This is a genomic window from Saccharothrix sp. AJ9571, assembly GCF_021725495.1.
Taxonomy (GTDB): Bacteria; Actinomycetota; Actinomycetes; order Mycobacteriales; family Pseudonocardiaceae; genus Amycolatopsis; species Amycolatopsis magusensis.
This window is the reverse complement of record NZ_CP091382.1, coordinates 294,852-316,465: the sequence shown is the minus strand read 5'-3', so window position 1 is coordinate 316,465 and position 21,614 is coordinate 294,852. Positions and strand designations below refer to the sequence as shown.

Annotated in this window: 25 protein-coding genes; 4 read left to right on the top strand and 21 right to left on the bottom strand. The window is 68.7% G+C overall.

The features are described from left to right. Positions 1-241: 241 nt before the first annotated feature. The 4 genes from L3Q67_RS01595 to L3Q67_RS01580 form a co-directional block, all read right to left on the bottom strand. Complete coding sequence (locus tag L3Q67_RS01595; RefSeq protein ID WP_499187809.1) at positions 242-331, bottom strand: hypothetical protein; 90 nt, start codon at positions 329-331, stop codon at positions 242-244. Further along, positions 319-1,185, bottom strand: coding sequence for an IS110 family transposase (locus L3Q67_RS01590; protein WP_499187808.1), 867 nt, complete (start codon positions 1,183-1,185; stop codon positions 319-321). Before L3Q67_RS01590 ends, L3Q67_RS01595 begins: the two co-directional genes overlap by 13 nt. Positions 1,186-2,053: 868 nt before the next feature. Further along, entirely contained in the window at positions 2,054-2,470 is a 417-nt protein-coding gene (locus tag L3Q67_RS01585; RefSeq protein ID WP_499191411.1) for a histone-like nucleoid-structuring protein Lsr2, read from the bottom strand. Between the two features lie 360 nt (positions 2,471-2,830). Beyond that, a complete protein-coding gene (locus L3Q67_RS01580; protein ID WP_499187807.1) occupies positions 2,831-2,989 on the bottom strand; it encodes a hypothetical protein in 159 nt (52 codons plus the stop codon). Between the two features lie 40 nt (positions 2,990-3,029). Here L3Q67_RS01580 and L3Q67_RS01575 point away from each other — a divergent pair, with 40 nt between their 5' ends. From L3Q67_RS01575 to L3Q67_RS01565, 3 genes are all read left to right on the top strand, one after another. Next, on the top strand, positions 3,030-3,494 hold the full coding sequence (locus L3Q67_RS01575; protein WP_499187806.1) for a hypothetical protein: 465 nt from the start codon (positions 3,030-3,032) through the stop codon (positions 3,492-3,494). Further along, the gene (locus tag L3Q67_RS01570) at positions 3,491-3,694 is read left to right on the top strand and encodes a hypothetical protein (RefSeq protein ID WP_499187805.1); all 204 of its coding nucleotides are present in this window, start codon (positions 3,491-3,493) and stop codon (positions 3,692-3,694) included. Before L3Q67_RS01575 ends, L3Q67_RS01570 begins: the two co-directional genes overlap by 4 nt. 266 nt (positions 3,695-3,960) lie before the next feature. Continuing rightward, the gene (locus L3Q67_RS01565; RefSeq protein WP_499187804.1) at positions 3,961-4,458 is read left to right on the top strand and encodes a hypothetical protein; all 498 of its coding nucleotides are present in this window, start codon (positions 3,961-3,963) and stop codon (positions 4,456-4,458) included. Positions 4,459-4,533: 75 nt separating this feature from the next. Here the strand turns inward: L3Q67_RS01565 and L3Q67_RS01560 are convergent, their stop codons facing one another. Further along, positions 4,534-5,085: a TetR/AcrR family transcriptional regulator gene (locus L3Q67_RS01560; protein WP_499187803.1), complete on the bottom strand. Its 552-nt coding sequence runs from the start codon at positions 5,083-5,085 to the stop codon at positions 4,534-4,536. A gap of 93 nt (positions 5,086-5,178) precedes the next feature. On the opposite strand from L3Q67_RS01560, the gene L3Q67_RS01555 reads away from it, so the two are divergent. Further along, positions 5,179-5,919 carry an SDR family oxidoreductase gene (locus L3Q67_RS01555; RefSeq protein WP_499187802.1) on the top strand — a complete coding sequence of 247 codons (741 nt, stop codon included), beginning with the start codon at positions 5,179-5,181 and terminating at the stop codon, positions 5,917-5,919. 786 nt (positions 5,920-6,705) lie between these two features. On the opposite strand, the gene L3Q67_RS01550 is transcribed toward L3Q67_RS01555, so the two are convergent. The 16 genes from L3Q67_RS01550 to L3Q67_RS01475 form a co-directional block, all read right to left on the bottom strand. Continuing rightward, the gene (locus L3Q67_RS01550; protein WP_499187801.1) at positions 6,706-7,170 is read right to left on the bottom strand and encodes a hypothetical protein; all 465 of its coding nucleotides are present in this window, start codon (positions 7,168-7,170) and stop codon (positions 6,706-6,708) included. Beyond that, on the bottom strand, positions 7,167-8,312 hold the full coding sequence (locus L3Q67_RS01545; RefSeq protein WP_499187800.1) for a hypothetical protein: 1,146 nt from the start codon (positions 8,310-8,312) through the stop codon (positions 7,167-7,169). The genes L3Q67_RS01550 and L3Q67_RS01545 overlap by 4 nt, the downstream gene beginning before the upstream one ends. A 64-nt stretch (positions 8,313-8,376) precedes the next feature. Continuing rightward, positions 8,377-8,655, bottom strand: a complete 279-nt coding sequence (locus tag L3Q67_RS01540) for a hypothetical protein (protein ID WP_499187799.1) — start codon at positions 8,653-8,655, stop codon at positions 8,377-8,379. Positions 8,656-8,952: 297 nt separating this feature from the next. Next, complete coding sequence (locus L3Q67_RS01535) at positions 8,953-9,384, bottom strand: hypothetical protein (RefSeq protein WP_499187798.1); 432 nt, start codon at positions 9,382-9,384, stop codon at positions 8,953-8,955. A 287-nt stretch (positions 9,385-9,671) separates the two neighbouring features. Continuing rightward, positions 9,672-10,964, bottom strand: coding sequence for a hypothetical protein (locus tag L3Q67_RS01530; protein WP_499187797.1), 1,293 nt, complete (start codon positions 10,962-10,964; stop codon positions 9,672-9,674). A gap of 29 nt (positions 10,965-10,993) precedes the next feature. Further along, entirely contained in the window at positions 10,994-11,926 is a 933-nt protein-coding gene (locus L3Q67_RS01525) for a hypothetical protein (protein ID WP_499187796.1), read from the bottom strand. Between the two features lie 312 nt (positions 11,927-12,238). After that, the gene (locus tag L3Q67_RS01520; protein WP_499187795.1) at positions 12,239-13,582 is read right to left on the bottom strand and encodes a hypothetical protein; all 1,344 of its coding nucleotides are present in this window, start codon (positions 13,580-13,582) and stop codon (positions 12,239-12,241) included. Then, a complete protein-coding gene (locus tag L3Q67_RS01515) occupies positions 13,579-14,682 on the bottom strand; it encodes a class I SAM-dependent methyltransferase (RefSeq protein ID WP_499187794.1) in 1,104 nt (367 codons plus the stop codon). The genes L3Q67_RS01520 and L3Q67_RS01515 overlap by 4 nt, the downstream gene beginning before the upstream one ends. Positions 14,683-14,884: 202 nt before the next feature. Further along, positions 14,885-15,535 carry a DUF3558 domain-containing protein gene (locus L3Q67_RS01510; RefSeq protein WP_499191410.1) on the bottom strand — a complete coding sequence of 217 codons (651 nt, stop codon included), beginning with the start codon at positions 15,533-15,535 and terminating at the stop codon, positions 14,885-14,887. A gap of 5 nt (positions 15,536-15,540) precedes the next feature. Continuing rightward, the gene (locus L3Q67_RS01505) at positions 15,541-16,089 is read right to left on the bottom strand and encodes a DUF3558 domain-containing protein (protein WP_499187793.1); all 549 of its coding nucleotides are present in this window, start codon (positions 16,087-16,089) and stop codon (positions 15,541-15,543) included. A gap of 59 nt (positions 16,090-16,148) precedes the next feature. Beyond that, the gene (locus L3Q67_RS01500) at positions 16,149-16,496 is read right to left on the bottom strand and encodes a hypothetical protein (RefSeq protein ID WP_499187792.1); all 348 of its coding nucleotides are present in this window, start codon (positions 16,494-16,496) and stop codon (positions 16,149-16,151) included. Next, positions 16,493-16,975: a hypothetical protein gene (locus L3Q67_RS01495; RefSeq protein WP_499187791.1), complete on the bottom strand. Its 483-nt coding sequence runs from the start codon at positions 16,973-16,975 to the stop codon at positions 16,493-16,495. The genes L3Q67_RS01500 and L3Q67_RS01495 overlap by 4 nt, the downstream gene beginning before the upstream one ends. A gap of 178 nt (positions 16,976-17,153) precedes the next feature. Next, positions 17,154-18,203: a protein-L-isoaspartate O-methyltransferase family protein gene (locus tag L3Q67_RS01490; protein WP_499187790.1), complete on the bottom strand. Its 1,050-nt coding sequence runs from the start codon at positions 18,201-18,203 to the stop codon at positions 17,154-17,156. Between the two features lie 49 nt (positions 18,204-18,252). Next, entirely contained in the window at positions 18,253-19,737 is a 1,485-nt protein-coding gene (locus tag L3Q67_RS01485; RefSeq protein ID WP_499187789.1) for an ABC transporter permease family protein, read from the bottom strand. Positions 19,738-19,744: 7 nt separating this feature from the next. Continuing rightward, positions 19,745-20,713 carry a type 2 periplasmic-binding domain-containing protein gene (locus tag L3Q67_RS01480; RefSeq protein ID WP_499187788.1) on the bottom strand — a complete coding sequence of 323 codons (969 nt, stop codon included), beginning with the start codon at positions 20,711-20,713 and terminating at the stop codon, positions 19,745-19,747. 156 nt (positions 20,714-20,869) lie between these two features. Next, on the bottom strand, positions 20,870-21,460 hold the full coding sequence (locus L3Q67_RS01475; protein ID WP_499187787.1) for a DUF3558 domain-containing protein: 591 nt from the start codon (positions 21,458-21,460) through the stop codon (positions 20,870-20,872). Between the last annotated feature and the right edge of the window lie 154 nt (positions 21,461-21,614).

The window sequence follows — 21,614 nt, the reverse complement described above, 5'->3', positions numbered from 1 at the left end:
TCGATGGTGATAACGGTGTAGTCGCGTAGTCCCCTCTCATCCGTTACAAGGGCTGATCACTGTGGCACGCGAACGTTTTGTATCCCGATCGTGTCCCGGTCGTCGCAACATCCGCTCATGCTTGATATGCGTGTGTTCGACCCGCTCGGCAGACGGCGGTCGGTGCGTCTGGCTGGGGGCACGTACACCTGTATGCGACTGGGCACATTCATGCGTACGCCGACACCCCTGATCAACAGTTTCAGACCCGGGAGAGAACGCGCGCGGTGTCGAACCGGGCGAGGTCATCGCCGATCTCGCTTAGCAGCCGGGCGCCGGTCAGCGGACCCACGCCCGGGAGGACAGGTAGAGCGGGGCGTGGGGATGAGCAGCGAAGGCGGTGGTGGCTGCCTCGGTCAATGCGGTCACGGTCTGGGAGAGCTGCTGCAGCGCGGCGACAGTGGCACGAACCTGCAGGCCCAGGGCGGCTTCGGTGGCCCGGCCTTGACGAAGCCAGGGTTCGCGGACCAGGGCGTGCAGCCGGGCGGCCTCCTGGTCGAGGCAGCGGGTTCGCCCGGCGTGCTCGAGAAGGCCGCGCCAGCGCGCGACGGTCAGGGTGGTGGCTTCGGCAGGGGTGGCGACGCGGGCGAGCACGGCGAGTGCTTCGCGCCGGAGCAGGCCACCAGGGTAGCCCTGCCAGGCCTGTGCCATCGCGGGATAGGACTGGCGCAGCAGGGCACGTAGTTGCAGGTGCTGTCGGTGCCGGCTGCGCGCGGCGGCCTGCTGGGCGCGGGTGAGCATGCGTATTGCGGCGGCCTGGTCGGTGCAGTCGGGCACGGTGCGGTGGTGGTGACCGTCGGTCCGCAGGATGTGCGCCAGCAGCGCGGCGTCGGCCTTATCGCTTTTCTTCCGGGTGGGGTTGAGCCGGCCGCGGTAGCGGGCCACGACCGCCGGGTTGAGCCCGTACACCGGTTGCCCGGCTCGGCGCAGCGCTTCGACCATCAGCCCGTGGGTGGCCTCGATGGCCACGGGCACGTTCTTCCGGCGGTGCCGCGAGCTGGTGCTCAGCCCGGAGAGCAGGGTGAGCACCTCGCGTACGCCTTGGGGTGACTCGGGAACGCGGGCACGCGCGACGATCCGGCCCGATTGGTCGACCACGGCCACGTCATTGAGCGTTTCCGACCAGTCAATGCCGCAGTAGAACATCAGCACTTCCCTACGGCGTAGGGCACGGTGGATGTGTCGTGGTGGTCGGTCATGGTTCGCAGCCTCCAGCGCGGGTCGTGAGGACGTGCACGAGCTGCCCGGCGAAAGATTCCCGGCGCCGGGCTGTGCACACCCCCGCTCGCGCGAGGACAACGGAATCCACCTCACCGTACCGGCTCAGCTTCCAGCTGAGCCGTGGCCCCGCCGGTCACTCGTATGAGACTTTGCGGAGTGACCCGCAGAACATCGCCACACATAAGAAACCACTGGTCGGGGCGGGGTGCTGGACGGCACAGTGGCAAGTTGTTCCGCGCGACCATCCAGCACTGCCGCGAGGACATCCGCTACCGGAGCCGACCTCAGGACCGCCACCGAGGCTTGTCGTGTCGCCGTTGTCTCCGGCTTACGCAGGTTCTTGCCGCAGACAGGCACCCTGGCCGTGCTGAGCCCGAGTGGCCGGCCGAAGCCACCTGGTGACCACGCTGCGGCCGCGGTGGCCACACCGGCAACGAATGCGCAGCGGGCGACGTCGAGCTCGAGTCACGATCGTGAGGGCTTGCTCGCTGGTGACCAGTACCGGCCAGGGCTCTGCGTCGATCTCGGCTTGCCATCGCCAGCAACTGATCAATGGGATCGTGCTCGGTCATGGCCACCCTCATTGTCAGCGTTCGCCTTATGAACGCAGTCGTTGTGGCTCATGCCGCTGTTACGCCACCAGGCCCACTATCACCGCACTCGGCACGGCAGGAGTGCTGGCAGCGTCCACGGAGTCGACGAGACGGTTGCCAGGGGCAATCGATCACGAGCGGGGCATAGCGAAGGCCGGGCACGAGAGGAAACTGCCATGCCCGGCCTTCATACGACGGTGTTACTTCTTGGCCGCCGCCACTTTCTTGCGGCCGCCACGGCTGCGCGCAGGCGTGGTTTTGGCCGGCTTAGGAGTCTGAGCCTCGTCGTACGCGTTCGTGATCTCGGCCGAGATGCGGCCACGGTCCGACACCGCGTAACCGTTTTCCCGTGCCCAGTCCCGGATCGCTCGGGCGCGTTCACGGTCGGCACTGCTGGTCGCCGAGGGGACCGATTCGCCGGTGGCTACCCGGACCTTGCGGCCGCCGGTGCGGCGGCCGGCGGCGACGTACCGGGCGAGTTCGTCACGCAGAATCTCGGCGTTGGCGTCGGACAGGTCGATCGTGTACTCCACACCGTCCAAACCGAAGGGTACGGTCTGGGTCGCGGTCTCGCCGCTGATGTCGTCGATCATCTCGACGAGGACTTTCTGAGCCATCTCAAGTTCTTTCTGTTTTACGACGGAGCGGTTGGGCAACCGTATCGCAATGCTAAACGTTTCCGCAACGCCACCATCGTATTCTCGCGGGTATTCGAGTTGTTCACGACCCCAGGGTTGCGCATATTTTGTGCCGCCGATCACTTGGTCGAGCACGGTGTGTGTGGCCGTTTGTGATCAGCTCGTCGCCACTGGCGACTGCGACCACCTTGAACCGCGATGGTCAATGGCGGCGCACAGGCGACCCGCGTGCGCAGGAATGGCGGCTAACCCGAAGTCGCCTGGTCGCCCATGGCTCGCCTGAACTCGCACCGCGGCGGAGCTGTCTAGTGCTCTGTCCAGATAGGTTCGCCGGGTTGATCAGGCGGCTGGGGTGAGGCGTTGCCCGCCCCAGCGGATGCCCTTCTCGCTGCGGACGCGTGCGCGTTCACGACGTTGGGCGGCGAGGGCTTCGGGGTGGCGGGCGTTGGTGTTGCCGATCAGCGCGACGACAGCGATGGTGATTGCCCGACGCGTCACATGCCGCGATAATCATGGCATGTGGGGGAAACGAGTGTGCGTGGTGGTGCTGCTCGTGCTGGCGTTGGCAGCGTGTGGCGGCCCGTCGCGGGAGGACTACCAGGCCGCGGCGACGAGCGCCGGCGCCATGGCTGACCGTGATCTGCACGATCGCTGGGTCGCGGATCGATTCGCCGAACTGGAAAAAGCCACCTCCTGGGCGGAATGGGGCCCGGTGAGGACCCTCATAACCTGCCAGGTCGACCGTGCTTCGTCCTTCGATCAGGCCGATCCGAACACCGTGAGCTGTGCTTCGAGCTGGGTGCGGCAGGCAGGCTTCGACGGCGAGCTGTCCGACCGGATCCGGGCCTTCGACGAGATCGTCAGGGCGCACGAGTGGTTCGGAGAGGTAAACGAAATCGCACCGCCCATCGATTACTACCGCCAGTTCCGGGGTCGCCCGGAGGGCCCGAACCGGGTCTACGACGCGAGCAACCTTCCTGGCATCGGCTACTCCGACAGGTGACTGACACCACCCGCATGGTGCTCAGCGAGTCCTGGACCGAAGCGGGACAGCCGGTACTGGAGCGCCCCGAGCCGTCGTCGGACCTTTTCACCCACACCAGCGGGCCGAACCAGCATGCCCTGATCACTGATCAGCTGACCCGCCATCACTACGTCATGACCGTGACCATGCACACCACCCAGACATATCCGACGCCGTGAGCCAACATTGTCGCCGCCGCAAAAACGACACCTCGCCGCCGACGAGCGTCGATGCCAGAGGACGGCTCAATCAGATCCACACAACCCGAAATTGCTGATTGGCGGCCAGGCCGCGACGCGAACGCGCTCTCGTGCCGCTGCTCGTGCGTTGCCGTTCCATCAGGCCGACGAGTTCTCCCGCCTTCCGGCCTCCGGCGGCCGCCCGGCGCGGGACCCGGACGCCGTGGGTCGGTGCCGACAAAGCGGGGACGGCGTTCGCGAGGCTGGTGGCGTTCCTGCGCCGCTCGCCGTTGACCGACGGGATCGGCGCGCTGGAGCACGCGCTCGTCAGCGCTGACGCCCACCGCGCTCGCGAGGTCGCGCACGACGCTGGGTTGACCGAGGAACTGCTGCGGAGCGCCTTGATCGTGCGGCGTGACGTCGGCCGGGTCAGCGACGTCATCCACGCCACTGTCATCGCACTAGCCCTGCCCGCCGTGCTGGAAGAGGGGGAGCGGGTGGTCCAGCGCCCGTCGCTCGGGCCGGGGAACGACCCGGCCAGGACCTTCGACCTGGAGACCAACATGCGGGTCGCGCAGGTCAAGGTCGCGGTCTGTCGGGGGGTGTCCCTATGGGTTTGTCAAGCGGCTGTCGCGGCGTGGGCTGGTGCGGTCCTAGTAGGTGCGGCCGGCGGGGTCGTGCAGTGCGGCGAAGGCGGCGAGGACGACCGCGCGTTTGAGTTTGCGGTCGCCGGTGCGGGCGACGCAGGTCGGTGCAACTGGTGATCAGTCAGGGCTCGACATCCCTGCTGGCTCGCGGTGGGGACGTGCGGGCCGAGCCGTATGAGCGTCAGTGGCTTGTCAGTCGCGGGAGCGCAGGCCGTCGAGGACGACGTGCAGGAGGTGCCGGGCACGGGTGTCCCATTCCTGCTGGTCGAGCCGGGTCAGATAGCCGATGAGCAGGATGACGTCGCGGGCGTCGACGTCGGGCCGAATGGCCCGGGCGGCCTTGCCTGCGTCCAGCAGCGCGGTTATCGCGTCGCCGATCGGACCGAGGCTGCGGGCGGAGAGGTCCTGCCACATCCCCACCTCGACAGCGGCGAACACGCCGCGCTTGACCCGCGCGTAGTCGGCCACGCGATCGAACCAGCGGGCCAGTGCGGTGACCGGGTCGTGCTGGGCGAGCAGGACCGGCGCGGCCGCGACGAGCTCCTCGACGTCGTGACGGTAGACCTCGGCGAGCAGGTCCTCCCGCGTCGGGAAGTGGCGGTAGAGGGTGCCCTGGCCGACCCCGGCCTGCTTGGCGATCGTGTTGAGCTTCAGCTCGTCCGAACTCGCGATGACAGCCCGCGCGACCTCGACGATCCGCGCGCGGTTCTCGGCGGCGTCTGCCCGCAACCGTGGTGTGTTCATCTGCCCTCCGCAGTACGACGTGGACAACCGGACACGTGTCCGCTAGCGTCGATAAGCGGACACGTGTCCACACTAATCGGAAAGAGGCCACGAATGTCAGCCATCACCGGCAAGGTCATCGCCGTCACCGGAGCCAGCAGCGGCATCGGGGAGGCGACCGCGCGGCTCATGGCCGAACGCGGCGCCGCCGTCGTCCTCGGTGCGCGCCGGAAGGACCGTCTCGACGAACTCGCGAAGGACATCCGCGACCAGGGAGGTCGCGCCATCGCATGCGCCATCGACGTCACCCATCGCAAGGATCTGGAGCGGCTCGTCGACCGGGCTGTGACCGAGTTCGGTCGGCTCGACGTGCTGGTGAGCAACGCCGGCATCAGCAAGATCGGGCCGGTGGCGGATCTGGACGTCGACGGCTGGTCGGCGATGATCGACGTCAACGTGCGCGGCGTGCTCCACGGCATCGCGGCTGCCCTGCCGGTGTTCCGCCGCCAGGGCCGCGGCCACCTCGTGACGACGGTGTCCACGGCCGGGCTGAAGATCACGCCCATCATGGCGGTTTACGCCGGGACCAAGAACGCCGTGCGCACCATCCTGGAAGGCCTGCGGCAGGAGTCGACCGACGGCATGCTGCGCACGACCTCGATCTCGCCCGGCTACGTCAGCACCGAACTCGCCGACTCCATCGATGATCCCGTGGTGCGCCAGGGCATCCGCGAGAACATGGCGGAGTTCGCCATCCCGCCGGAAGCCGTCGCCCGGGCCATCGCCTTCGCCGTGGAACAGCCCGACGACGTCGAGATCGGCGACATCACCATCCGCCCGACCGTCCAGGGCTGAGGACCCCCGGCTCCTCCTGGTATCGGCCGGGGCGGAGCGTCACTTCCGTGGTCCACCAGGTGGGCCCGAACACCGCGATATAGCTCCGAACAGGACAGTCGAACCGCGACGGGTTCGGCGTGGTTCGTGAGTTCGCCGAATGCCTTGATCGGGTCGTAGGTTTGGCCGGTGTGCAGGCAGTGGTGGAGCTGGCCGGGCATGCGGTCGAACAGGTTCCGTAGGGCGGCGTGGCGGTCACCGCGGGCGCGGCGCCGGTCGTAGTGGTCTCTGGCTGGGCCTGGGGGGCGACATGATGCGAGAACAGGGCCTGGTCGGCGATCTGGTGCACCTGGCGATGAACAACCGCGCCGTCGCCCGGAACTGTGGGCCGTGGGCGAGGAACCGGCGTACTTCCTGCGCACCAGCGCCAGTCCCGTCGGCGAGTTGCTGGCCCGGTCCTCGCCGCACCTGCAGCGGCGGTTCGCGCACCGCTACGGAACCGCGGCCATCACCCTGCGGGACTTCGTGAGCAGGCACGCCGGCCACGTGCAACTGTGCGACATCACCGAGGTCGTTCCGGAGGTGGCGGAGGCGCTGAGCCGAAAGTGTCCGGCGTGGACGTTGGATCGGTCAGTGCCGTTGTCACGGCGCGAGTCGCGGCGCGATCGTTCAGCAGCCCGGTGTTGTCCGCGAACTGGTCGGCGGCGCCGGTGAGCGGCAGATCGCGAAGCTCGGGAGCGGTGAGGGTGCCATGCAGCGCCTGGCTGTTCGCGCCGACGTTCTATGGCTGCGAGTTGGCAGGGCCACTTACCTCTCGGTCAACTCGAGGAACCCGCCGATCCCGCACGGCGGCGGCCCGACCACCACTGTCGGGCCGTACTCCGCGCCATCCGCAGCGAACGGAAACGACTTGAACCGTACGGCGCGCACCACCTCGATCCCGCGCTTGAACACCACGATGCCGCCGTGCTCGCCGCCGTCGATCTCGTACATGTCCAACGGCTCGCCGACGCGCTTCTCGACATACCTGCGGGTCTGCTCCCCGGGGAATATGAAAACGCGATCCCAGCCCGCACCAGTGATTTCGACCAACGGCACCGTGCGGCGCTCCGCGATCACCTGTTCCAAGCGCCGCGCCAGCTCCGCGTCCTCCGTCACCGGGAAGCCGCCCCAGCCGCAACCGGAGAGCAGCAGGAGAACCGCCGTCGGCAGAGCCACACCCGCGCGTAGTGCACGTACGAGCCAAGGGGCGGTCGTAGTCTTGCTGGTCATGTCCTCGGACTCCGTCGCTGGTCGATGTGGGTGGCGGGCTCGGGCAGGGCCACGGGTTGGCCGTCGCGGCGCAGGGTCAGGGTCATGGTGGGCCGGGCGGGGTCGAACGTCGCGGTGAAGGCGGCGGGCTCCGGACGACCGCTGATCTGCCAGTACTCGGTGATGCGCTGCATACGGAACCAGAGCTTGAGGGGTCCGCTCTGCTCGTGTTGTCCGTCCGGGTCGCTGCAGCAGATGATCGCCTGTGACTGTGTCGCCGCGTCGTTGAGGGTGACGTGCGTACCCCGCCGGGGAGCGCGGTCGAGTCTCCACTGCACGCCTGGCAGCAGGCAGCGCAGCATCAGGCGCCGTCCGGGGTGATCGGGGCGGACCCGCTCGGGCAGCATGGCCAGCTCATCCCAGGTGGGGCGGGGGTGCAGCCCCGGGTGGGCGTTCAGCGCGGTCACGGAAGCGGGCTGGTGGAACGTGGCCCGCCCGTGACCGTGCTCGTCGACCGTCAGCACCGTGATGGCCCCGCCGTAGACGGTGACGATCCGCCCGTCGGGGCTGAGCCGGTCGAGCCAGCCGACCGGGATGTGGTCCGGCTCGCGCCAGGCGATGATCCGGTCCACGCACGGCCCGTCGTAGTGGCTGAGCGTGAGGTCGGTGGTGTGCACGGTCTCAGCGCGGCCGGCGAGTGCGGCAGCCGCCTGTGCGTGCCAGTCGGGATGTGGTTCGAGGGAGCGCACCGGGCCGGTTTCGGTGAGGCGCCGGATGAGGGCCGCGGTGTAGCCGGAGCCGGTCCCGATCTCCAGCACTGCCTGCCCGGGGTGAATGTTTGCCAGGGTGAGCACGGTCGCCATCGTCGTCAGCGAAGGCGCGGCGACCGGCGCCGTCGTGCGCCGGCAGTGGATGAGTTCCAGGGCGGTGTCCGGATGGTAGAGATCCCGCAGCCACTGCGCGGGGTGGTCTTCGGGGTCGCGGCGAAGGGGTTTCGTGCGCGTGGGGATGTTGTAGGCGCCGGTGTAGAAGTCGCGGGGTTCGGCGCCGACGGCGTCCAGCACGGCTTGGGCGATGTCTCGTTCGGCCAGGGCTGCGCGCAGCGCACGCCGCTCTCGTCCGCAATGGTCGTCCACTAGGGATGGTGGTGTGGTGGTTGGCATGACGTCCTCGGGGTTGTGGGCAAGGCGGGAGCGCGCCGCACGGCGGTGCGCGTGGTCGGCGCGGTCATGGGCTCAAGGCGCGCAGATGCTGGACCACTGCGAGGAGGTAGTTCTGGGCGGTGGCGCACGTGTCTGCGACGCGCGACGGCGCCCCATCTTGGGCCACGACACCGACGCCGTGACCGGGCCCGAGGTCGGCCACGATCACGCAGGTGGTGCCCGTGGCGGGATCGTCGGTGGGCACCGGGAACTGGACCATGCCGAGGTCGGCGAGGTGGATCGCGTGAGCGGTCGGCTGCAGTGCCTGCAGTTCCCGCGTCGGGGCGTAATCGCGGTACAGCACCAGGGCTCAGGAACGAGACTCACCCGGAGTCCATAGCGCACAGCTCGGTTGCCACGTTTTGTTCAGCAGCGCACCGGGGGAGGTGGCCGCTGGTGGCGATAGCGCCGGGCGCTCTGATGGAGGGTGGCACGACCTCGCACGGCGCGAGCACCACCTCACTGAACCCGGTGTCCACAGTGGTCCTGGCTGTGGCGGGTACTGGCTGTGCGGTGGGAGGTTGTCGTTCAGGGGATGTACAACCGCACACCGCTGCGGTGACCATGGCCAGGGCACCCAGCCTCGAACGAGCCGTCATGCTCATCGCGGCGCCTGCGACATCGTCGGCTTCACCGGAGCGGGCAGGGGATCGGCGCCGGGGTTGATCACTTGATCCTGGGCAGCGCAGCTGAGAAGAAACAGAAGAACGAAGAACACTGTGGTCCAGCTGACCGCGTCCACCAGATTGCTGGTCTTGCGGCGTTGCCACCACCGCACCGCGAGACCGGCCAGGATGGCGCCGATCGCCGCCCCCAGCGGCGCTAGCAGGACCAGCCACTCCTGCGCGCCGGAGAGTTTTGGTGTGCGATGCGTACTGCCAGCATCGAGACGCACGCGTGCGACAAGCATCGTGCCGCCACTGACAATGAGGTATAGCACCGAAATAGCGGCGAAGCCACCCCAGGACCAGGGGCGGCCTTCCGATGGTGTAGGCGAATCACCGCTGGCCCGATCTTCGGAAGCGTCTGACATGTTGCCTTCCTGCTGTCGATGTCTGGTCGTCGTCGGCGGCCACGGACCGCGTCAGTTCCGAGTGGACTCGGTGGCTGTCGGACCGATTCGCTGGCCTGATGGGTGGTGATGGGCGGCAAGGGCGGGGAAGGGGACTGCAGCTGCCGAAGCGCTCTTGGCCGCAGTGGCCGCCCACCGTTCAGCGGCTTCGGAGACTGGACCTCAGATTCCTTCAGAGGGAATGGGTTGTATGCAGTGGCCCGCCAACCACGCTGATCACGCCCTGAGCAGCGGGTCGACACCGTGTTTCATGTGCGCCTCCGGCGCACGATCAGCAGGATCAGGGCCAGCACGGCGGCACCGGCGGCTGGCCAGGGGTGGCGCCGCAGTCGTTCGGCTACCCGCGGGGCGTGCGTGGCCAGCAGGCGCCCCGCAGACGTCCCGGGGGCGGGATGGCGGCCGTGCCCGTGGTCGTCTGGGCTGGGCGCGGTACCGCGCGACGGGGGTGGTGCGCCGGGATCAAGCAGCTGGCGTATCCGCGTGCGCAGCGTGGGGCGTGGTGGGGGCGCCCCGCCGACGAACCTGTAGGTGCACGAGAGCATCCGGTGGTCGTCCTGCGCCGGGTCCGGTTCGGGATCGTCGATGTGCACCCGGTACGTGTCGGGGACCAGGTCGCCGGTGAAGCCGGGGCTGGTCAGGATGTGGTCGATGCGCAGGCCTAGGCCGCCGTCGGTGCGGGAGTTGACGGTGGGAGTGAAGTTTTCGGCTTGGGTTCCCGCATTGCGCCACCCGGCGACGTCTTCGAGGTCACTCAGCGGTCCTGTCATGAGGTGGAGCTGGCCGTCGGGTTCCCTGGCGCATTTGTACAGGATCTTGTGTCTGAGCCCGGCTTTTTTGAGCCGCTGGACGTAGTTAGGGGGTGGTGTGTCCTGGTCGGTGATGGCGTTGCAGTCGCCCAAGGCCAGCACTTGCTTCCTGCCGTCGGCGAGTTCGTTGAGAACGCGCACCTCGCGGTCGAGTGTGGCGAAGCCCTTACTTGTACCAAAATGCAGCGGCTTGATCAGCAGGTGATGCCCGGCGAACGACCCTTCGAGCACTCCCCAGAGGCATTCCCGAGTGGCGAGCGTTCCGTAGCGGTGCCATCGGATGGGTGTGATCTGGCTGCAGTCGATGAACACCCCGGGCCAGTTCCGTGAGCCCGGACGCTCGGTGATGATGTAGCCGCGGTAGCGACTACCGGGCCACAACCGGTTGAGCTCACGCTGGAGTTGGCGGCGTGGGCGGCCCCACCAGCGGTCGTAGCGGGTGCACTCGGGCATGCCGATGACCGCCGGCGCGGCCGGGAAGCGTTTGAGCGCGTGGAGCAGGGGCGTGAAGTCGTGACGCCCGTCCTCGCGCAGGCCCCCGCGCTTGAAGTTCTTCAGCACCACCACCAAGTCGGTGGTCTCTGGCGTGCTCGACATGTCGCCCTCCTGCTGGTGGTTCCTGGTCGATTCCGGCGGCCGCGCGACGACGTCAGTTCCGGGTGGCGCGGCGTGGGCGTCCAGCGCGGCTTGACGATCGCCATGGCCGGGCGCCGTGGACGGTGAGGTGCTGGGCATCGGGTTTCCTTGTGGCGGCGGTGATGTGGTCACCGATGCCCCCTGGTCGCCAGCAGGCCGGTGAGCTCGCGGTCCTCGTGGTAGAGGCGCAGCAGCAGGTCGACGGGGTCGAACCGGGCGGCCAGGTCTTCAGGCGTGGGCTTGCCGCGCTTGTGCCACACGCGGGTGGCGTCCTGGATCTGCGCCCACGTCGCCGTCGCATCGGTGGGCACCAGGCAGCGCTGTGTCAGCCGCAGGCCTGGTTTTTCGAGCGGCGCGTGGGTGACTGCACGCCAGACGGCGCCGCCCTCTGCGGTGTGGGCGGGCGGGAGGGTGACGGTCGCGGAACGATGGAAGGTGGCGTGACCGTGGCCGTTGTCGGCGGTCAGCACGGTGATCACGCCGCCGTAGACCGTGACGATCCGGCCGCCGGGCTCAAGGTGGTCGACCCAGCCTCGGGGAATGCGCTCGGGTTCGCGCCAGCACACGATCCGGTGCACCGCCGGTTCGTTGTAGTGATCGAGGGCGAAGTTGGGCACGGCCCTGCGGTCATCGGCCCCCGCCGGTGTGGTGGGAGCCTCGCGGTGCCGAGCCGGGTCACCTCCCACGGTGAGCACGGTGCCGAAGCCGGTCAGTTGCTCGAGTAGCGCCGTGGTGACCCCTGCCGTTCCGGCGAGTTCGAGCACGGACTGGCCACCGTGGACGTCCAGGTAGTGCAGTGTGCAGGCGATCGTCAGCAGCGACGGTGCCAAACCGTCGCTATCCTGCTCCAGCGCCAGCCGCTCCACTGGGAACAGCTCGTCGAGCCACCACAGGTGGCCGCCGTGCGCCGCCGGATCATCGGCGAGGTACTCGGCGACTTCGGCAATGGAAACGGACGGTGCGGCAAGGACGGCCTGCGCTACATCCGCGCTGAGTTCAGCTTCGGCCACCTGGCTGCCCGGCGTCTGACGACGCTGGCCGTGGGCCCCGGTCAGGGCCACAGGGTTTTTCGTTAACACGGCTTTCCTCGTTCTTGTAGCACCAGGTGGTGCCTCGCTCGGAGACGGAGCGCGGCGGGTGACCGGCATGCGAGCGCGCTTGTCGTCAACCGCGGACCCGCTCCCACTCCCGCGCTGCCCGCTACTGCGGCGGCGAGGAGACCGGTCGGCGATGTCGGGGCGGCTTGGGGGCTGGCCAGGGGATCGCCACGGTGTCGCAGCGGGGGAACTCGCGAGCGCGAGAATGGGGCCCCCTGCACCCACCAGCCGTTCTCGAACGGTTGCCATATGTGCTCTCTTGGGATTGTTAGCGCGTCACTCAGGCGGGAAATGGTCGGTCACGATGTCGGACATGGCATCGACACATGCGGATACTTGTTCGTCGGTGACGGTGGGACCAGGAAATGTGAAGAAGCCGCGCGGTGGCCTCACCTGGAGCTGGAGGTGGACAGCCCCGAACACTGCGAGGTCGCCGCGCGGAGACCAGTAGATTTCATAGGATTCGCCCTCGCCGGTGTAAAAGGTTGTGGCGGGCCGGCCGCCTATGTCAACTGTCTTGGATCCGGTATCCGGATCGGCCAAGTCGCTGTATGCACTGGGAGCCTCATCGGGGATGAGGTTGACGATGATTTGCCGTTGGAGCGTCGGCTCCACGTAGATGCAGTGCTCGCCCCAGATGATGGGCTTGAGGTGTTCGCCGAAGCGCCGCTGTATGGCTTCGTTGGCGACCGCGCACTGGATGCGGACATCTCCGGTAGTGAGAAGCGCATCGGGTTCGGTGGGAATATCCACCGGTTGATAGGGCTCGCAGGGGAGCTTCATGTCCGCGGTGGGAAAATGCACGCAGTCGCCGACCAAGCCGCTGTCGTTCTCATCGGGACGAAAGAGCAGTGCACCGTGTGGTGATGAGCGCACGACGTCTACTACGCCGGCCAGTGTCTCGTGCATCACGGGGCAGACGCCCGGGCCGGTCTGGCCAAGCGTGTATTGGACCTTGATGCCGCGGGTGAAGCTCAGGGGAATCCAGACTTCGCATTCTTGCGTTTTGTCGTCGTTCTGCTGTTGTTGGTATGCGCGCGCCCCGTTGATCACGACGGGCTCCATCCCGAAGCGCCTGAGTGTGTCCCAGGAATGCCCAACGAGGAGGGTGAACCGTGCCCCGTCGGCTGCGTTCTGGAGAGGGGTCCAGTCGGCCCGCTCGAGAGCGCAGGTGTGCTCGCCCTCGGGCACGGTACGAGTCTTGGGGTAGGCGCGCAGGTGGGGTTCCAGCAACGCGCAGGCGTCCAGGCCCGCGATGGCGGCGTCCACAGCGGATGGGTCACGGTCCGGCGGTCGCGGCGTGCGCGTGATCGGTGGTAGCGCCGTGGCAGCGGGCTGCGCGGCGGTGTGTCGCGGTACCCACGGGGTTGCGGCGGACTTCACGGCGTCGCAGCCGGCCAGGCACACCGCGGCGAGGATGAGCGCCGTCGTCAGCAGTGCGCGCGGTATCCGGGTGGGACGCGTGCCGACGTCGTGGCGTGGGCCGGGCAGGCGAGGATGTGATGGCATGGCGAGGTGGTGAAGGCGCGTGATTGCCCGTCGGCCAGCGGTGGTGCCGTGTCCGTTGCCGAACTGGGCGGTGAGGGTGCGCCCGATGCTGCCTGCTCTGGGTTCGCTCACGAGGACCGCTCCTGCGCGGTCGCGCCCCAGCTCTGCGCGGCGAGTCCGTCGGGCGATGTCGGGGTGCGGGTCGAGAGAGGCCAGAGACGCAGGCGGATCGCTCCAGGGTGCTGCAGCGTCCAGGGACCGAGCGGGTCCGCGGTATGTGAGTGAGTGCGCGGCCGGAGTGGTGCGCTGAGCTGCTGGTCGGCCGCGGGCAGACCGGCGAGTCGATCAGCGTGGTCAGGTGAGGCGCCGTCGCTGGTGCGTTGGGTGAGCGTGTGCTGCTGGGTTTTCTCGGCGAGCACGCACCATGAGACCGCTCCGGCGTGTGGGTCGGGTGGGGGTTCGCGGTGACGATCTGGGCCGGGTGGTAGAGCGGTGAGTGCGTGTCGTTCGCGGATGGTCCAGGGGCTTAGGGCGGCGTCGAGCCAGGGGAGAGTGCGGGCTTCGGTGTGTTCCCCGAGTTGGGTGTAGGCCGCGGCGAGGTCGGTGATCGCGGTGCGGTGCTCACCGGTGGCCTTGTCGGTGGTGAGGTGGGTGAGCGCCAGCCAACTTCCTGCCGGCATGTGGTGGTGGTAGTCGGCGAGGGTGGTGGCGACGGTGCCGGCGTCGTGGTGGTGCAGGACGTCGATGCACAGGATGCACACCGGTTCGGCCGGGTTGAGCCATCCGTGGGTCTGGATGGTGTGGAGCAGGTCGTCGACCTCGCGCAGGTCGCTGCGGAGATAGTGCAGGCCGGCGTCGGGAAGCCGGCCCGAGATGAAGTCGTTCTCCCACGTCAGGGTCACGTGGACGTCGTGGTCGACGGCGACGACGCGAGCTTGGGGTGTGGCATGGCGGGCGATGTCGTCGAGCGGAGTGCTGCGGCGGAAGCCGGCGCCCAGGTCGAGGAACTGGGTGATGCCCGCCTCGGCTGCGCGCTGCACGACGGTGGCGGCGTAGTGCCGTGATCGCCACGCCATCTGCCGCAGCGTCGGGTGGGCCCTGAAGTGTGTGGCGGTCCAGCGGCGATCGATGGCGAAGCTGGCCCGGCCTCCGCCGAGGAGGTCGTGAATGCGGGCGGTGGTGGGCTGTTCGACCGGGCGCTTGAGGTCGCGGGCCGTGACGGTGTCGTGCACGAGGCGTGGTCTCCTGGGGATTGGGGCGGTGTCGTGCTCAGGCCGGGGACGCGGCTCACGGTGGGCGTTACGGTTCACGCGGGTGGCCCAGTTACCGCCGCTCGAGGACGAGGTCGCGGCCGTCGAGCAGTACTGCAAGGCAGGCTGGGAGCCGATGTGGACCGACGATAAGGACTCGGCGGCCTGGTGCCGTTCATGGCAGTCAGGCCCCCTCTTTGATGGTCTGCAGGATCGCCTCGGCCACGTTTTTCGCCCCGGCACAAGCGTTGTTCGTCGCCGGGGTCACCATCGACGACTCGAAGAACATTTGGTCACTGACCGCCACCAGCAGCTTGCAGTCGCCCTTGGCCCGGAAGTCCACCATCGCGGCGTACACCGCGGGATAGCCGTCGACCTCGGTCGGTTCGAAGTAACCGTGGTCCCACCAGCCGACGTCGTTCAGCCCGTAGACGTTGCCCAGGCCGTTCGGCACATTGATCAGGTAACTGACCCCGGAGTTGGTCCGGCCGGAGCCGACGTTCCAGATGCAGCCGACGCCGAAGTCGTGGTCGTTGATCCGGCTGGAGCTCACGTTGAACTCCGCCTGCTGCGTCGCGGTCAAACTCGAGCACGGGTCGGCGAGGTACTTCGACACATCCAGCGGCTGCTGCACCTTCGGCGCCGCGGAGACCGGCTGGGCCGGGGCCTCAGCCGGAGCGGAGTCCAGTGCCGGGATCGGCGTGGGTGCCGCGCGGTCGAGGACCGGCGCCCCACAGGCGGTGACGGCGCCCGCCAGGACCATGAGCACCACCGCGGTGCCGCCGATCGCCACCCGCGCCCTGGTGGAGTTCTCGTGCTGCTTCTGCGCGTTCATCGCGGTCAAGCCCTCTCTGTGATGGTGTGCAAGATCGCCTCAGCCACGTTCCCCGCCCCGACACACACGTCGTTGCCTTTGGCCGTGCGCATCGAGACATCGAAGAAGAGGCGGTCGCTGAGCGCCACGGCGACGCCGCAGTCGCCCTGCGCCCGCAGGTCGGTGAGGTCCACGAAGACGGCCGGATAACCGCCGACCTCGGTAGGTTCGAAGTAGCCGCGGTCCCACCAGCCGATGTCGTTCAGCGCGTAGAGATTTCCCAGACCGGTGTCCACGCTGGTCAGATAGGACACGCCGGTACTGGTCGAACCGTCGCCCAGCTTCCAGATGCAGCCGGAGCCCCTGCCGTCGCTGTTCACCCGGCTGGACGTCACGTTGAACGCCTCCTGCTGCGCCGCGGTCAGGCTCGCGCACGGGTCGGCGACGTACTTCGACGCGTCCAGCGGCCGCGCGACCTTGGGCACCGCGGAAACCGGCTGGGCCGGAGGTGCGGCCGGGGCGGGATCGAGCGCCGGGATCGGCGTTCCGCACGCAGCGACCGTGACGGCGAGCATCAGGATGCCGAGTGGCAGAGTCCCGTTTCGAGTGCGGCTGGTGGCTCCGGGGCGATTCGTCACGAGGGCGTTCTCCGTAGCAGCAGGCTGACAGCGCTGACGAGGGCTGCGGGCCCCACCGCGATGCCGGCGCCCCGGGCGGTGTCGTTTCCCTGCTGGTACAACGCTTCCAGCACGATGCCGGTCGAGGTGACCGGGAGGCGGGGGACCGTGGCGATGCGCTCGGCGAGGATGACGGCCGTCAGCGAGCCGAGCAGGATCGCGACGGTGCCGCAGAGCGCCTGGATGGACGCCTTCGGCCAGCGCTCCGGCGGGTGCTCCGACGCGCGGAGGACGGGATCGCCGGCGGACCGGTCTGCCGGGCACTGGTGTGGTGACATCTTCCTGGCCGTGGCGCGGTCGTTCATGCTGTGCCCCCGGAAAAGGCCGGGAACGCACGTGTGTCGTCGGGGTGGTAGGCGACGCCACACCACGTGCTGACCGGACCGGGCACGACGCGGGCGCTCTCGAGGAATTCGGAGCGAGTGCGGCTCCAGGTCGGTGCGCCGATCTCACGATAGGCCGCGGCGAGGTCGGCGGTCCGGGCGACTTGCTCCTCGAAGGCGCCGTCGTCGGTGCGCTGGGTGAGGGCAAGTCGGCTACCGACTGGCAGCAGGAACTGGAGGAATCCAGCGTCACAGGAAGCGCCCACGACCGAGATGTCGAAGGCGACCGACCGCTGGACCACCTCGCGGAGGTCGGGATACCAGTCCTGCTGCTCATTGACCCAGTCGCGATCGAGGGCGAAGGCGAAGGTCTTCCCGTCCGGGTACCGCTTCAGCTGGCTGTGGATGCGGGCAGCGTCCGGCTGTCCGAGTTCGAGGACGGCGGCGGTGTCATAAGCCATGGTGAGTTCCGAGCACGTGAGTAGGGATGTGGTGGGCTGTTCGACCAAGCGTGTGAGGTCGCGGGCCGCGATGGGGGTGGTTCACGAGGTGATCTCCTGGGGGTTGGGCGGTTTCGTGCTCAGCCCGGGCCGGGGCGCGGCTCACGGTGGGCGTCACGGTTCATGCGGGGTCGCGCCTCTACTGCAGATTGAGGACGAGGTGGTGGCCGTCGAGGTGGGCGCGCCAGTGCGGCGGGGTAGGTTTGCCCAGGTGGGACCATTCGTGGGCCAGGTGCAGCAGCCGGTCCCAGAGTGGTTCGGGTCCGGTCTGCTTGGCGGACGGGGTTTTGCCGTGCCAGCAGATGGTTGCTCGGGAGCCGGTGTCGCGGTCGTGCAGCACCATCCGGGTTCGCAGGCCGTCGTCGGTGGAGGACCATCGCAGTCCGGGGATGCGGGAGTGCACCAGCAGCCGGAGTCCGGGCTGGCCCGGGTCGAGCGGCGGTGGTCCGGCAGCGGTGTCCCAGCCGCCCGGTGTGCCTGGGTCGGTGTGCAGGGCGGCGACGGTGGCGGGGCCGTGGAATGCAGCGGTGCCGAGGCCGTCGTGGTTCACGGTGAGCACGGTGATGGCGCCGCCGTAGACGGTGACCAGGCGCCCGCCGGGCGCGAGGTGGCGCAGCCAGCCGCGGGGGATGTGGTCGGGTTCGCGCCAGGCGATGATCCGGTCGAACCGGGCGTCCGGGGTGATGTTGGTCAGGGCGAGGTCGTGGCACTCGCGGATGTCGGCGCGGGTGCCGAGCACGGTTCGCGTGTGCGCGGCCCAGCCGGGATCCGGCGCGAGGGACCGGACCATGCCCGCTCCGGCGAGGCGGGTCAGCAACGCCGTGGGGTATCCGGATCCGGTGTCGACCTCGAGAACAGAATGTCCTTTGTGGACTTCGAGCAGGTCGAGCATCGCGGCGATGATGTGCGGCGACAGCATCGCCAGGGCGGGAGAACCGTAGCGTGGCGGGGCCACGAGGATCGGGTCGCGGGAGTACTGCCCTGCCAGCCACCGCCCGCGGTCGATGTCCGGGCTGCGCATCACGTGGGGACGGGCGGTGAGCCAGTAGGGGGTGTAGGGGCCGCGGGGTTCGGCGGTGATGGCGTCCAGGACGGCGGGGTGGATGCCGTCGCGGGCCAGGCGGTCGCGCAGCTGGGTGCGATACCGGTCGCAGTCGCGGTCGGCGGGGGCGGCGAGTAGTGCGGTCATGCGGCGGTTCCTTCAGCGGGGGGTACCCCGGCGGGCCGGGAAAGGGTGGTCAGGTGACGGGCACGAGCGCGTCGCGGGAAGGTGGTGTGGCGCGGGAGCGTCGGCGGGTGCGGCGCGCGTGCGTGAGGGCGCCCAGGGCGAGGGTGAGCACGAGGTAGAGCGCGCCGGCGACGAGGTAGGGCTGCAGGACGATCAGTGCGGTGCCGGAGATGACTTGGGCGTGGCCGAGCAGTTCCGCGAAGCCCACGAGCACCCCGAGCGCGGTGTCTTTGACCGTGCGGGTGGCTTGCCCGATCAACGAGGGGACCGCCACAGTCACGGCTTGGGGCAGCAGCACCGAGCGGATCACGGTGTGCGTGCGCAGTCCGAGGCTGGCGGCGGCCTCGGCTTGGCCGCGTGGGAGTGCGTTGAGCGCGTCGAGCAGGATCAGGGCGACCGCCGCGGTGCCGGGCAGGGTGAGCGCGACCAAGAGCTGCCCGAGCGGTGAGAAGCGCACCTCGAAGGCAGGCAAGATCAGCATCGCGGCGTAGAGCCACAGCAGGCTGGGGACCAGCGGGACGATCTCGACGTAGGCGCGGGCGGGCCAGCGCGCCCAGCGGGCTGGCCGCGTATCGCGGGCGAGGACGAGCGCGAGCAGCAGGCCGAGCGGCAGGCTGAGCGCCAGCGCCAGTACCGCCGCCACCGCGGTGCCGGTGACGCCCTCGAGCAGGAAACGCCACACCGGCCAGTAGGTGAACGGCGCCCACGCGGCCGGGTCGAGTTCGCCGGAGGCGTGCATGCCGACCATGGCGTGAGCGCCGAGCGCCACGGTCCCCGAGAGCACTGCCGCGGTGACGAACCGGTGGCGACGGCGCGCGTCACGGCCCGGCGCATCGAACAGGGCCCCCCGGGTGGCCGGGCCGGGGTCGAACGCGAACCGTTTGTGCGCGCGGCGCGTCAGCCAGGTGATCGTGGCGGCGAGCGCGGCGTAGACGGCGCCGACGGTGCAGAACGCGCTGACCGGGTCCGCGGTCTCGAAGGCGGCGGCCTCGGCGACGGTGGTCAGCTCGGTGACGCCCACCGCGCCGGCCAGCGCGGTGTTGAGCAGCAGGCCGACGGTGATGTTGCCCAGCACCGGCAAGGTCAGCCGCAGCGCTTGGGGCACGATCAGGCAGGCCAGCACCTGCCTGGTGGTGAGGCCGAGAGCGCGCGCGGCCTCGGCCTCACCACCGCTCACGGCGAGCACACCGCTGTGCAGGGCGCCGGCGTAGTAGGCGGCGGTGTAGCCCGCCAGGACCAGCACAGCCCCGTGCCACAGCGGCAGGGTGAGCCCGAGCGCGGGCAGCCCGAACGTGATGGCCATCAGCCAGCACAGCAGGGGCACCCCGCGGGCCAGGCCGATCAGCGCGGCGGCACCGTGGCGCAGTGCGGGCACAGGGGAGATCCGGCAGCCTGCCAGCATGACGCCGAGCACCGCGGCGCCGCTGAACGCCACGGCTGTCAGTGCCAGGGTGTCCAGCAGCGCCGCGGCGACGTTGTCGAGGTAGTCGAGCATCGGCCAGTTACGGGTTCGGGGTTCCGGCCGGGCACGGCGGCACGTCCTGGGGCCGCGCACCCTCGACCGTTTCGAGCTCGGGGAAGGGCGGAGGGTCACCGAGCACCGTGCCGAGAGTCGCCTCCCACACCTCGCGCGAGATACCGGACTCGTCCAGTTTGCGCAGGAAGTTGTTGACGAACTTCTGGAAGGCGAGGTCGCACAGGCCGAAACCGATACCGTAGTGATCGTCGCCGACGCGGTAGTCCTTCAGCACTTCGATGGACTCGGACCGCAGGGATGCCTGCGACGCCAGCAGTGCCTTGTCATTGACGTGCACCACGCCGCGTCCGGCTTCCAGGGCCTGAATACTGGCGGAGACGTCCGGGAACTCCAGTATCTCCGCGCCGGGGACCTTCTCCCGCACCATGGCCGCGCCGGTCGTTTTGCCGGTGACGATGACTTTCTTGCCGTTGAGTTCCACCGGGTTCGCCGGGTCGGCGAAGGTGAGAGTGGTGCCTTTGCGCACGGCGTAGCCCTGACCGGAGGTCAAGTAGGGCCCGGCGAAGGAGACCTTCTCCGCGCGTTTCGGGGTGATGCTGTAGGTCTGGATGACGACGTCGACGGTGCGGTTACCGATCAGCGGTTCCCGGGTGGCCGACTCGATCGGATGGAACCTGATCGCGGTGGGGTCACCGGTGATGTACTTCGCGAGCACCTTCGCCAGCGTGGCGTCATAACCCTGGAAGTCATTGCTGATGGTATTGCGCTCGGACAACAGCGGCGTCTTGTCCGACACCCCCGCAATGAGGCCCTGCGCACGAATCCGCTGCGCGGTGGGCGACCCGGCGATGTCCTCCTCGGTCGCGACCGGAGCCCGATCGAGCAAAGTCCGGGTCTGGTCAGTGCTCTGTGTCCAGCCCATCGCGGGCGTCTGGCTCTCGCACCCGGCGAGCGCCGGAACAACTACGATGGCCACCAAGGCGACTGCGGACACGGCCCGCGTCGCACGGCGAAATCTCATCCGGATAAACCTTTCTCATCGGCGTGGCACATTGAGCGAACGGCCGACCGCGCGGTAAAACACGTCGATACAGCGCAACCGGCGGCTCCTGCCTCCGTGCGTCTGTCGAGGCAGGCGGCGGCGAACCAGTCAGCGGGGAGGATTGATGTAGGCGATGACCGCCGCGGCGAGGGTGTCCACCATCTGACAGCTGTTCGAGGCACGAAAGTCAGTTACAGCAACAGAAACGGCCACGTTCGGGGTGAGTTGGACGTGGGCATTGCAGTTTGGTGAGCTTGCGTTGCTTTTCAAGTCCGGAAACAGCGCTCGCAGCGTGCCGATGTTCCGCTCATCGGGTCGTCCGGTGTCCCACTCCGGTGCCGGGTCCTGCTGGGCCAGGATGTCGATGTTCCCCACAGTGCCGTGGGACAGTGCGCTGTTGAGCTTCGCGTTCTGGTCAGCGCCGAAAGCCCAGATGCACCTGGAGATTTCGGTTTCGCTGAGCGTTTCGCCGGTGGACGCGACGATAGCTATCTTCTGCGCTGGAGGCAGACTGCGGCACGGTTCGGCGATGAACGCACTGATCTCCCACGGTTTGCGGGTCACCATCGTGCCGGCGCCCGGGTCTGGTTCGGCGCTCACCAGCGTGGAGGACGCGGCCGAGCCGGTGGCATCCGGCGACGAGGAGTCCGTCCCGGCACAGGCCCCGGTCATTGCCAGCAACGCGGCAAGCCCGGCCACGACGCCCGCCCACCGTGGAGCGGTCTTCGCCAGCGAAGGGCGAGGCGTTGCGGTGGCCCCGCGCCGGAGAACCCGGGCGGCCACGATAGTGAAGCCTCGGTTCCTCATTGGACGTCCTCCGTGGTCAGTGCGTCGATGAGTGCTGGATTGTTGG

What these genes read in the sequence shown, in the direction of transcription:
- L3Q67_RS01485 (WP_499187789.1), bottom strand. Translation starts at nt 19,737, where the DNA reads ATGCTCGACTACCTCGACAACGTCGCCGCGGCGCTGCTGGACACCCTG.
- L3Q67_RS01495 (WP_499187791.1), bottom strand. Translation starts at nt 16,975, where the DNA reads ATGGCTTATGACACCGCCGCCGTCCTCGAACTCGGACAGCCGGACGCT.
- L3Q67_RS01590 (WP_499187808.1), bottom strand. Translation starts at nt 1,185, where the DNA reads ATGTTCTACTGCGGCATTGACTGGTCGGAAACGCTCAATGACGTGGCC.
- L3Q67_RS01535 (WP_499187798.1), bottom strand. Translation starts at nt 9,384, where the DNA reads ATGTCAGACGCTTCCGAAGATCGGGCCAGCGGTGATTCGCCTACACCA.
- L3Q67_RS01545 (WP_499187800.1), bottom strand. Translation starts at nt 8,312, where the DNA reads ATGCCAACCACCACACCACCATCCCTAGTGGACGACCATTGCGGACGA.
- L3Q67_RS01550 (WP_499187801.1), bottom strand. Translation starts at nt 7,170, where the DNA reads ATGACCAGCAAGACTACGACCGCCCCTTGGCTCGTACGTGCACTACGC.
- L3Q67_RS01555 (WP_499187802.1), top strand. Translation starts at nt 5,179, where the DNA reads ATGTCAGCCATCACCGGCAAGGTCATCGCCGTCACCGGAGCCAGCAGC.
- L3Q67_RS01500 (WP_499187792.1), bottom strand. Translation starts at nt 16,496, where the DNA reads ATGAACGACCGCGCCACGGCCAGGAAGATGTCACCACACCAGTGCCCG.
- L3Q67_RS01560 (WP_499187803.1), bottom strand. Translation starts at nt 5,085, where the DNA reads ATGAACACACCACGGTTGCGGGCAGACGCCGCCGAGAACCGCGCGCGG.
- L3Q67_RS01585 (WP_499191411.1), bottom strand. Translation starts at nt 2,470, where the DNA reads ATGGCTCAGAAAGTCCTCGTCGAGATGATCGACGACATCAGCGGCGAG.
- L3Q67_RS01530 (WP_499187797.1), bottom strand. Translation starts at nt 10,964, where the DNA reads ATGCCCAGCACCTCACCGTCCACGGCGCCCGGCCATGGCGATCGTCAA.
- L3Q67_RS01490 (WP_499187790.1), bottom strand. Translation starts at nt 18,203, where the DNA reads ATGACCGCACTACTCGCCGCCCCCGCCGACCGCGACTGCGACCGGTAT.
- L3Q67_RS01505 (WP_499187793.1), bottom strand. Translation starts at nt 16,089, where the DNA reads ATGCTCGCCGTCACGGTCGCTGCGTGCGGAACGCCGATCCCGGCGCTC.
- L3Q67_RS01510 (WP_499191410.1), bottom strand. Translation starts at nt 15,535, where the DNA reads ATGAACGCGCAGAAGCAGCACGAGAACTCCACCAGGGCGCGGGTGGCG.